The sequence below is a fragment of the Myxococcus sp. MxC21-1 genome (assembly GCF_032612255.1).
Lineage (GTDB): Bacteria > Myxococcota > Myxococcia > Myxococcales > Myxococcaceae > Myxococcus > Myxococcus virescens.
Genome location: NZ_CP123278.1, coordinates 5423829 through 5435550, shown reverse-complemented (window position 1 = coordinate 5435550; position 11722 = coordinate 5423829). Strand labels below are relative to the sequence as shown.

General features: G+C 70.8%; 3 protein-coding genes and 2 pseudogenes. All 5 read left to right on the top strand.

Annotated features, from left to right (window positions below):
* Nucleotides 1–152: 152 nt before the first annotated feature.
* Nucleotides 153–1720 (top strand): annotated as a pseudogene (locus QEG98_RS42125) (SDR family NAD(P)-dependent oxidoreductase); the annotation flags it as partial.
* 117 nt (nt 1721–1837) lie between these two features.
* Complete coding sequence (locus QEG98_RS42120) at nt 1838–2455, top strand: phosphopantetheine-binding protein (protein WP_410478082.1); 618 nt, start codon at nt 1838–1840, stop codon at nt 2453–2455.
* Between the two features lie 14 nt (nt 2456–2469).
* Nucleotides 2470–7485: a type I polyketide synthase gene (locus tag QEG98_RS24055; protein WP_316562977.1), complete on the top strand. Its 5016-nt coding sequence runs from the start codon at nt 2470–2472 to the stop codon at nt 7483–7485.
* Nucleotides 7443–8042 (top strand): acyl carrier protein, encoded by a 600-nt coding sequence (locus tag QEG98_RS24050; RefSeq protein ID WP_316562976.1) that lies wholly within the window; start codon nt 7443–7445, stop codon nt 8040–8042. Before QEG98_RS24055 ends, QEG98_RS24050 begins: the two co-directional genes overlap by 43 nt.
* Before the next feature lie 12 nt (nt 8043–8054).
* Nucleotides 8055–11636: pseudogene (locus tag QEG98_RS24045) on the top strand (type I polyketide synthase); the annotation flags it as partial.
* Between the last annotated feature and the right edge of the window lie 86 nt (nt 11637–11722).

Sequence of the window (11722 nt, the reverse complement as noted above, 5' to 3'; positions counted from 1 at the left end):
GTCCAGGCGCTCAGTGCATCGATGGGCGCGTTGGCGTCCATCGACGCGGTCCGTGCGCGCTGTGTGGAGCATGTCCCGGGCGCGGCGGTCTACGGCGAGCTGGAGCGCTGCAACGTCCAATACGACGAGCCGCTGCGGACACTGGGCGAGGCGTGGCGGCGGCCGGGGAGGCGCTGGGCCGGGTGGTGCTGGGCGCGGAGCGACTTCAGGAGGCGCCCCAGTATCAGCTTCATCCCGCGTTGCTGGACGCCGCGCTCCAGACGCTGGCGCTCGCGCTGGCGGCCGAACCGGGGCAGGCGGCGCTCTTCATGCCCCTGGGGCTCGAATCCTTCGAGTGCGTCCCTGGCAGCGCGGACGTCCACTGGGCGCACGTATCCATTTCGCCCGCGTCTCGTCCTGAGGAGCGGCTGGGCACACTGTCCCTGCTGGACGCGGAGGGTCGCCCGGTCGCGGTGGCGCGCGGTGTCCGGTTGCGGCACGTGGCGGTGGAGCGGCTGCTCGAGGTGTTGGGGGAGGTCCGCGCGCAGGACTGGTTCCACGACGTGTCGTGGGAGCCGCGGCCGGCGGGGACACCCCAGTCGGCTCCCACGGATTGGCTTGTGTTCGCGGACCGGGGTGGTTGGGGCGCGGCATTCGCCGAGGAGTTGCGGCGTCAGGGCACCCCTTTTGTCACGGTGACCACGGGGGACGCCTTCCAGCGCCTGGGGACGCGAAGCTTCGTGGTGGACCCGCAGCGGCCGGAGGACATGGCGCGCTTGCTGCGAGAGCTTCCACCGCTCGCTGCTGGGCACGAAGGCCGGGCGCTCTTCCTGTGGGGCCTCGACGAAACGTTGGATGGGCAGACGGCAGTGCCCGCGTCCACGGTGGCGGCGCTGCACCTGGTGAAGGCCCTCATGGAGGTGCCAGGGCGTGCGCGGCTCTGGGTGGTGACGCGGGGCGCGCAGGTCACGGGCGTGGGGACCGAGCATGTGTCGCTGGCCCAGTCACCCCTGTGGGGCATGGGCCGGAGCGTCTCGCTGGAACAGCCGGGCGTTTGGGGCGGCCTCATCGACCTGCCGGCGACTCGGTCGCCGGATGAAGTCCCCTCGGTGCTGCGGGAAGTCTCCGCGTTCGGAACGGATGGAGAGGACCAGCTCGCCTTCCGCGATGGGCGCTCGCTGGTCCCCCGGCTCACACGGGGAAGGACAGGGACGGCCGAGGAGGCACTGCGCCTGCGCTCGGACGCGACGTACCTCGTCTCGGGCGGCCTGGGCGGGCTGGGGCTGAAGGTGGCGCGGTGGCTGGTGGAGCGGGGCGCGCGGCACTGGTGCTGCTGGGCCGCAGTGGGGTCTCCGGTGCGGATGATGCTGCGTCGGTGCGGCGCCGCGAGGAGCTCGAGTCGATTCGGGCGCTCGGGGCGACTGTCACGCCCATGGCCGTGGACGTGGCGGACCGCGAGCGGATGGCGGCGCTCCTGCACGACATGGCGGCGACGCTGCCTCCGCTGCGCGGCGTGATTCATGCCGCCGCGCTCATCACGGAGTGCCGGTTGGAGGACCTGGATGTCGCCGCCACGACGGCGATGATGCGTCCGAAGGTGCTCGGGAGCTGGGTGCTGCACGACCTGACGCGCGGCCTCTCGCTCGACTTCTTCGTGATGTTCTCGTCGACGTCCACGTTGTGGGGCGCCTCCGGCCTTGCGCACTACGCGGCGGGCAACCAGTTCCTGGAAGCGCTGGCGCACCACCGCCGGGCCGAAGGGTTGCCCGCGACCACCATTCACTGGGGGACGTGGGACGAGATTGGCGGAGAGCGCGCCGACAACGCGCGGGGCTACGCCCGCTTCGGGCTGAACCCCATGGCCTCGGAGCGCGCGCTCGATGCGATGGGTCAGGTGCTGCGGTCGGGCGCGAGCCATAAGACGGTCGCCTCCGTGGACTGGACCGTGCTCAAGCCCATCTGGGAGGCTCGGCGTCGCCGGCCCTTCCTGCTGAACATGGGCGCGGCGTCGCCGGCCACGAACGGTGGTGCCACCTCGCGGGCACGGTTGCTCTCGGAGTTGAAGGCGCTCCCTGCTGAGCGCCGGTTCGACACGCTCGTGCAGCGCATCCAGGGCGAGGTGGGGCGCATTCTCGGCTTCGCGCCCACCGACTTGCCCCCCGTGGACCGCGGCTTCTTCCAGATGGGGATGACGTCCCAGATGTCCGTGGAGCTGCGCAACGTGTTGCAGCGCGGCCTCGAGAAGGAGCTGCCCGCGAGCCTCGCGTTCGACCACCCCACCGTCCTGGCGCTGGCGAAGCGTCTGGCGGGGAGCGTCACCGCGGTGGACATCCCGTTGCCCACGGTGGCGGCGGCTCCGGTGCAGAAGTCAGCCCCGGTGGCTTCGGACCTCGGCGACCTGTCGGCGCGGCTGGCGCAAGTCACGGAGCTGTCGGACGACGAAGTCGAGCGGTTGATTGCCCAGAAGCTGAGCTGAATCGGACGACTGCGATGAGCAAGGAATTCTACGAGAAGATTTCGAGCCTCTCTCCCAAGAGGCTCGCGTTGCTGGCGCTCGACCTGCACGCGGAGAGCGAAGCCCTCAAGCGCGCGCGCTCGGAGCCCATCGCCATCGTCGGTGCGTCCTGCCGCGTTCCCGGAGGCGTGCGGACCCCCGAGGCCTTCTGGCGCCTGCTGAGCCAGGGGGTGGACGCCATCACCGAGGTACCGCGCGAGCGGTGGGACGCGGAGGCGCTCTTCGACCCCGACCCGAGCAAGCGGGGCCGCACCTATGCGCGTTGGGGCGGCTTCATCGACGGCGTGGACCAGTTCGACGCCGCGTTCTTCGGCGTCTCGCCCCGGGAAGCCTCGCGCATGGACCCGCAGCAGCGGATGCTGCTGGAGGTCGCGTGGGAGGCGCTGGAGCGCGCGGGCCAGCCGCCGGACCAGCTCGCGGGAAGCAAGTCCGGTGTCTTCCTGGGCATCATCGGCAGCGACTACGCGCAGCTCCAGGCGCGGCAGCTCGGCGATGCGCCGGACATCTATCACCTGACGGGGACCTCGCTGAACGCGGCGGCGGGCCGTCTGGCGTACACGCTGGGTCTCCAGGGGCCGTGCATGTCCATCGACACGGCGTGCTCGTCGTCGCTGGTGGGGCTCCACGTCGCCTGCCAGAGCCTGCGCAACCGCGAGTGCAATCTGGCGCTCTCCGCGGGCGTCAACCTCATGCTGATGCCGGACCCGACCGTTGCTCTCTCCAGCAGCCGAGGGCTGGCGCCGGACGGACGGTGCAAGACCTTCGATGCCGCCGCCAATGGCTTCGTGCGCGCGGAGGGCTGCGTCGTCCTGGTGCTCAAGCGGCTCTCGGATGCGCTGGCCAACGGCGATGAGATTCTGGCGCTCGTCGCGGGCTCGGCGGTGAACCAGGACGGCGCCAGCAGTGGGCTGATGGTGCCCAACGGGCCGGCGCAGGAGCGGGTCATCGAGCAGGCGCTGGCGAGCGCGGGGCTGAAGCCCTCGCAGGTCTCCTTCGTCGAGGCGCACGGAACGGGCACGTCGCTGGGGGACCCCATCGAGCTGCAAGCGCTGGCGCGGGTGCTGGGCGCGGGACGTCGCTCGGATACGCCACTGTACGTCGGCTCGGTGAAGACGAACGTCGGGCACCTCGAAGCGACGGCGGGGCTCACGGGCATCCTGAAGACGGCCCTCTCACTGCGTCACGAGGCGATTCCTCCGAACCTGCACTTCCACCGCCTCAACCCGGACATCGTCCTGGACGGGGCGCCCGTCGTCATTCCCACGGCGCTTCAGCCGTGGCCCCGTGCGGACCAGCCTCGCATCGCCGGTGTGAGCGCGTTTGGCATCAGCGGCACCAATGCCCACGTCATCTTGCAGGAGCCGCCGGTGCCGTCATCACGGCCTGCCGTCCCCGCTCGTGGCGCGGAGTTGCTCGTGCTGTCGGCGCGCAGTCCGGAGGCGCTCCAGGCCATGGCCGGGAGCCACGCGCATTGGCTCGCCGCGCATCCGGAGGTGTCACTCCGCGACGTCTGCGCCACGGCGGCCCTGTCGCGCTCCCACCATGAGCACCGCCTCGCGCTCGCGGGCCACACGCACGCTGAACTCGAGGAGAAGCTGGGGGCGTACGCGCGTGGAGAGCCCGTGCCGGGCGCGGCCACGGGACGTGCAACGGGGCAGACCCGGCGCCGGGTCGTCTTCGTGTTCCCGGGTCAGGGCTCGCAGTGGCTGGGCATGGGCCGGAAGCTGTTGGCCGAGGAGACGGCGTTCCGCGAGACCCTGGAGCGCTGCGACGCGGCCATCCAGGCATGCGCGGGCTTCAGTGTCCTGGCGGAGCTGGCCGCTGAAGAGGGCAAGGGCCGCCTCCATGAAATCGACGTCATCCAGCCCGTTCTCTTCGCCATGGAAGTGGCGCTGACGGCTCTGTGGCGCTCGTGGGGCATCGAGCCCGACGCCGTGGTGGGGCACAGCATGGGCGAGGTGGCCGCGGCGCACGTGGCCGGAGCGCTGAGTCTGGAGGACGCGGCGAAGGTCATCTGCCGCCGCAGCCGGCTGCTTCGAGGCGTGAGCGGGCAGGGCTCCATGCTGCTGGTGGACCTGACGTTGGAAGAGGCGAAGCAGGCCCTTCACGGCTGGGAGTCGCAGGTCTCGGTCGCGGTGAGCAACAGCGTGCGCTCCACGGTGCTGTCGGGCGCTCCTGGGGCCCTGGAGGACATCGCCCAGCGGCTCAAGCAGCGGGACGTCTTCTGCCGCTTCGTGAAGGTGGACGTGGCCTCGCACAGTCCTCAAATGGACCCGCTGCGGCCCGACCTGCTCGCGGCGCTCCAGGACCTCGTGCCGCGTGCGTCCCGTGTGCCCATCTGCTCGACGGTGACGGGACGGATGACGGATGGCGCGGAGTTCCGTGCTGGTTACTGGACGGACAACCTGCGCGAGCCGGTGTTGTTCTCGAAGGCCATCGAGAAGCTCGCGGTCGACGGCCATGACATCTTCATCGAGCTGAGCCCGCATCCCATCCTCTTGCCCGCCGTGGAGCAACACCTGCGGCACCTCGGGCGAGAGGGGACGGTGCTGCCCTCGCTCCGCCGTGACGAAGACGAGCGCGGGGCGATGTTGTCGTCCCTGGGTGCGCTCTACGCCGTGGGTCACGAGGTGGACCTCGAGCGCCAGCACCCCGTGCGGGGCCGGCTCGCGGCGCTGCCCACGTACCCGTGGCAGCACGAGCGCTTCTGGATTGAGTCGTCCACGCGGACCCGTCGTGCCCGGGACGCGGGCCACCACCCGTTGCTGGGCACGCACCTGTCTCTGGCGGGACAGGACGGCGCGCACCTGTGGCAGACGGAGCTGTACGCGGACAGCCCTTCATATCTGGCGGACCACGTCGTCCATGGGGAGGTCGTGCTCCCCGGCACCGGGTACCTGGAGATGGCGCTCGCGGGGGCCTCCGAGGCCTTCGGGCCGGCGCGGCTCGCGCTGGAGGACGTCATCTTCCAGGAGATGATGGTGCTCCCTCGGGAAGAGGCGCTGTCGGTTCAGATGCGCGTCATCCCAGAGGCGGATGGCACCCGTCGCTTCCAGGTCTTCAGCCGTCCGGTGGACGGCGCCGGGGCTTGGACACTGCACGCTGAAGGGCGCCTGAATGAGAACACGAGCGCGGAGCCGTTCGCGCTCGACGAGGCGCGGGCGCGGTGCCCCGAGCTTCTGGAGGGCGAGAAGCACTACCAACTCATGCTGGAGCGGGGCGTCGACTTTGGTCCCAGCTTCCGCCTGGTGAAGGAGATGTGGAAGGGGGAGGGCGAGGCGGTGGCGCGCCTGGAGTTGTCACCTTCCGTCGCGGCGGAGATGACGGCGCATCAGCTCCATCCGGCGCTGCTGGATGCGTGCTTGCAAGCCATCAACGGCGCGGGGCTGGGGGACCGCAGGGGAGAGACGTTCGTCCCGGTGGCGTTGGACTCGCTGCGCATGCACGGGCGGCCCGGACGTGCGCTGTGGAGTCACGCTCGTGTCCGGCCGGGCACGGGCAGTGGCCCGGGCTCGATTGAAGCCGATGTGACGTTGCTGGACGCGGAGGGCGATGTCCTGATGGAGGCCCGCGGCCTGATGGCGCGCCGTCTGGATGCGGTGCGGCGCCGGTCCGCGGATGAAATCGACCAGTGGATGTACCGGGTGGACTGGCAGGAAGCGCCGCGTGAGACGCCCACGGCCGTCTCGGAGTCCACGCCCGGCACCTGGCTGGTGCTCGCGGACCGTGCGGGTTTTAGCGGGAAGCTGCGCGCCGCGCTGACCGAGCGCGGGGAGCGTTGCATCCTCGTCTCCCACGGCGAGGAGACCCGGCTCGTCGAGCCCGGCCACTACGTGGTGGACCCGTCACGAGCGGAGGGCTTCACGCGGATTCTCGACGCGGAGTTCGGCGCTGGACGTCCCGCGTGCCGTGGCGTCGTGCACCTCTTCAGCCTGGACGTGCCCGGTCTCGAGGCCGGCACGGATGCGCTGGTGAAGGCACGCACGCTTGGCGCGGCGAGCGCGCTCCACCTCACGCAGGCCCTGGTCGCGTCGGGCTTCCGGGACATGCCTCGGGTGTGGTTGGTGACGGAAGGTGTCCAGGCCGTCAATCCGGGTGAGCAGGTGGCCCATGTCGAGCAGGCGCCACTCTGGGGCTTGGGACGCGTGCTCACGCTGGAGTATCCCGAACTCCGGTGCTGCAGCGTGGACCTGGGGGCTCGGGACGAGGTCCAGGCTCGAGCGCTGGCCGACGAGTTCCTCGCGTCGAGTCCGGAAGAGCAGGTCGCGCTCCGGGGCTCCGCGCGGTTCGTGGCGCGGCTGTCGCGCATGGAGCGCAGCACGGCGGCGCCGGCGGAGTTGCGAGCCGATGCCACGTACCTGATTACCGGTGGCCTGGGTGGCCTGGGCCTGAAGCTCGCGGAGTGGCTGGTCGACCGGGGTGCCCGCCACCTGGCCTTGCTGGGGCGCAAGGGCGCGTCCGCGGAGGCGCAGCCGGTGCTGGACGCGCTGCGTGCCGGCGGCGTCGAAGTCCGGGTGTTCAAGGCGGACGTGGCGGCGCGCCCGGACCTGGAGCGGGTGCTGGGGGAGGTGGCGGCGGAGATGCCTCCACTCCGGGGTGTCTTCCACGCGGCGGCGGTCCTCGATGACGGCGTGCTGGTGAACCTCACCGCCGAGCGTCTGCGCACGGTGATGGAGCCCAAGGTCCACGGCGCCTGGCATCTGCACACGCTGACGGCATCCGCGCCGTTGGAGCACTTCGTGTTGTTCGCCGCGGCGGGTTCGCTGTTGGGCTCGCCGGGGCAGGGCAACTACGCGGCGGCCAACGTCTTCCTCGATGCGTTGGCGGCGTACCGGCGTGGGCTCGGCCTGCCGGCGCTGAGCGTTGACTGGGGGCCTGGGCCGGTGTGGGTCTGGCCGCGGCGGCCGAGGCGCGCGGGGAACGCATCACCCAGCGCGGCGTGGACACCATGCCACCGTCGCAAGCGCTGGAGGCGTTGGGCCGCATCCTGAGCAGCCCTCTGTCGCGCGTGGTGGTGATGCGTTTCGACCTGCGGCAGTGGAGCGAGTTCTACCTGACGGCGGCGCGCTCGCCCTTCCTGTCACGGCTGGCGCGTGAGCAGGCCAGCGCCGCGAAGACTCCCGCTGTTCGCGGTGCTTTCGTGGAGACGCTCCGGGCCGCGGAGGTGCTGAAGCGAGCGTCGTTGCTGGAGGCGCACCTGTGCGAACAGGCCGGCCATGTGCTCCGGCTGGCGCCTTCGCGAATCGACCCGCAGGAGCCCCTGGGCAGCATGGGGTTGGATTCCCTGATGGGGCTGGAGATTCGCAACCGGCTCGAAGCCAGCCTGGGCCTGAGGCTCCCTGCGACGCTGGTCTGGCGGCACCCGACGGTGGCGGCGCTCGTCGTGCACCTGGCTGAACAACTGCAACTTCCCATCACGACCCAGGCGGAGCCGCCGCGGGATGAAGCCGCCGCGCTCGAAGCCGCGATCGTCAACAACGTCAAGCAACTCTCGGACGACGAAGCCGAGGCGCTGCTCGCGGAGAAGCTCGCCGCGCTGGCCGATTGAAGAGATTCCGACATGGCAAATCGCACTGACGAGTCGAACGAGCTGTCTCCCGCCAAGCGCATGCTGGTGGCGCTGGAGAAGATGCAGTCGCGGCTGAATGCCGTGGAGGGCGCCGCGAAGGAGCCCATCGCCATCGTGGGCATGGCGTGCCGCTTCCCGAAGGCGGACGACGTGGAGGCGTACTGGCGTCTGCTCGAAGGGGGCGTCGACGCCGTGCGGGAGATTCCGCTCGACCGTTGGCCTCGGGAGGACGTCTCCGGCCTCACGGAAGGCGCGATGCGCTGGGGCGGCTACCTGGACGCGGTCGACGGCTTCGACCCGGGCTTCTTCGGCATCTCCCCCCGCGAGGCCGTGCGGATGGACCCCCAGCAGCGCCTGCTGCTGGAGGTGGCGTGGGAGGCGCTCGAGGACGCGGGCCTGGACGTCGACAAGCTGTCGGGCAGCCGCAGCGGCGTCTTCATCGGCGCCTGCAACGACGACTACCACTGCATGCAGGTGGAGCAGCCGGAGACAGGGGACGCGTTCAGCGCCACGGGCGTTGCCGCCAGTGTCCTCTCCGGCCGCCTGTCCTATCTCTTCAATTTCCAGGGCCCGAGCCTGGTGGTGGACACGGCGTGCTCATCCTCGCTCGTGTCGCTCCACCTGGCTTGTCAGAGCCTGCGGGCACGCGAGTGCAACATGGCGCTCGCTGGTGGCGTGAACCTGATTCTCTCGCCGCAGTCCGTGCAGCTCGTGGCCAAGCTCCAGGCGCTCGCGCCGGACGGTCGAAGCAAGGCGTTCGATGCCTCCGCCAACGGCTTCACCCGTGGCGAGGGCTGCGGCATCGTCGTGCTGAAGCGACTGTCGGATGCGCTCGCGGACGGCGACCACATCCTGGCGACGATTCGTGGCTCGGCCATCAACCAGGATGGCAAGTCGACCGGGCTCACCACGCCCAACGTGCTCTCGCAGCAGGCCCTCATCCGCCAGGCGTTGGACAGCGCGGGGCTGAAGCCAGAGCAGGTGAGCTACGTGGAGGCGCACGGCACCGGGACGCCCATCGGTGACCCCATCGAAGTGGAGGCGCTGCGTGAGACGTACGGTGCGCCTCGCGCGGATGGTGGCGTGTGTGGCATCGGTTCGGTGAAGACGAACCTGGGACACCTGGAGTCCGCGGCGGGCGTGGCGGGCATCATGAAGGTCGTCCTCGCGATGCGTCACCAGCGCATCCCGGCGCACCTGCATCTCAAGCAGGTGAACCCGCGCATCCAGATGGAGGGCAGCGCGCTCACCATCCCCACGCGGCTCACCCCGTGGGAGACGGCCGCTGGACAGCCCCGCCGCGCGGGCATCAGCTCGTTCGGCATCAGCGGCACCAACGCCCACGTCATCCTCGAAGAGGCGCCCGCTCCGGCGGCGAAGGAGGCGCTGCCACAGCGGCCGGAGCTGTTGCCCCTGTCCGCGCGCAGCCGTGAAGCCCTCCAATCCCTCGCGGCGCGTCATGCGGAGCGCCTGGGCAGGGGCGGGGCGGCGAGCCTCTCCGACGTCTGCTACACGGCGTCATCCCACCGCACGCATCACACCCACCGGCTCACGGTGCTGGCGGATGCTCCCGAGCGCACGGCGGAGCGGCTCCGGGCCTTCGCGCGAGGTGAGCTGCCCGAGGGCACCTGGACGGGGCGCAAGGCGTTCGGCGCGCGCCGGAAGGTCGTCTTCGTCTACCCGGGGCAGGGCGCGCAGCGGGCAGGCATGGGCCGGGCATTGATGGAGCAGGAGCCGGTGTTCCGGGACGCGCTCGTCCAGGTGGATCTGGCCCTGCGGCCCCATCTGGGCTGGAGCGTGCTCGACGAAATCGCCGCGGACGAGCAGCGCTCGCGCCTGGCGGAGATTGACATCAACCAGCCGGTCCTCTTCGCCGTCGAGGTGGCGCTGACGGCTCTGTGGCGCTCGTGGGGCATCGAGCCCGACGCGGTGATGGGGCACAGCATGGGCGAGGTCGTCGCCGCGCACGTCGCTGGCGCGCTGAGCCTGGAGGATGCCTGCCTCATCATCTGCCACCGCAGCAAGCTGATGCGGAGCCTGGGGGGCCGAGGCGCGACCATGGCGCTGGTCGAGCTGTCGGTGGAGGAGGCAGAGGAGGCCATCCGTCCCTGGAGCGGCAAGCTCTGGCTGGGCGGACTGAATGGCCCCCGGTCGCAGGTGCTGTCGGGGGGGCCGGAAGCGGTCCAGGAGGCAGTCGCGGCGCTGGGGCAGCGCGGAGTCTTCACCCGCTGGGTGAAGATGGACGTGCCGTCGCATACGCCGTTGGTGGAGGTCATCAGCCGCGAGCTGGAGGGCCGCGTGGCGCGCATCTCTCCGCGTGCGGCGCAGGTGCCCGTCTGCTCCACCGTGACGGGTGAGTTCCTGGATGGCGCGAAGCTGGACGCCGCCCACTGGGGCAACAACCTCCGCCTCCCGGTGCGCTTCGAGGCCGCGACACGGCGGCTCCTGGCGAGCGAGCACTCCGTGTTCATCGAGGTGAGTCCGCACCCCGTGCTGCTCCCGGCCGTCGAGCAGACCCTGGGCGCCGCGGACGCGGAGGGCGTGGTGCTGGCGTCCCTGCGGCGTGGAGCGGACGAACGGCACACGATGCTGTCCTCGCTGGGCGCCCTCTACGCGACGGGCCACCGCGTTGCGTGGAGCCGGCTGTACCCGAGCAAGGGCCAGCTCGTGCCGCTGCCCACGTACCCCTGGCAGCGCGAGCGCTTCTGGATGGAGCCCGTGTACCGTGAGGCGCGGACGTCGAGGTCCACCTCTGGGCATCCGCTCATCGGTGAGCGCATCGACCTGTCCGCGCAGGGAGATGTCTCCCGGCTGTGGCAGGTGCAACTGGGCCCGAAGCACTTCCCGCTGCTGTCGGAGCATCGCGTCCAGGGCGTGCCCGCCTTGCCCGCGGCGGCCATGGCTGACATGGCGCTGAGCGCGGCCAGACAGACGCTGGGGGGGCCCGTATCCCTGGAGGAGGTGAGCTTCAGCGCGCTCATGGCGTTCCTGGAGGACGAGGAACGGGTGCTCCAGCTGTGGCTCTCCACGGAGCGTTCAGGGACGCACGCGTTCCGGCTCTTCAGCGCGCCCGTGCTGCGGGAGACGCCGTCGGATGAGTTGAACTGGACGCTCCACGCGGAAGGCACCCTCCGCCAGGGCGACTCGGCCATCGCGGAGCCCGCCGGACTGGAGGCGTTGCGTGCGCGGCTGAGTACCCCGGTGTCGGTGGAGGCGCACTACCAGGGCCTTCGCGACATTGGCCTGGACTATGGCCCCAGCTACCGTGTCGTCACGGAACTCTACCGCGCGGAGGGTGAGGCGCTGGGCCGCGTGCAGCTCGCGGGCGAGCGGACGGCGGAGGACGCCCGGTACAGCCTGCACCCCGCGTTGCTCGATGGTTGCTTCCAGGTCCTGGCGGCGGCACTGGGCGGCGTGGACGGCGAAGGCGGCGTGTATGTCCCTTCGTCCTTCTCCCGGCTTCGCGCCCTGGCTCCGGCGCAGGCCGCGCTCTGGAGTCACGTCCGCATCGTCAATGGAGCCGCTTCGGGGGCGAGCGCCATCGAGTGCGACGTCACCCTCCTGGATGACCAGGGCCGGGTGGTGGCCGAGGTGCGACGGCTGGTCTGCAAGAAGGTCTCCGCGGGCAGCCAGCCCGGCGATGAAGTGGACCGCTGGAT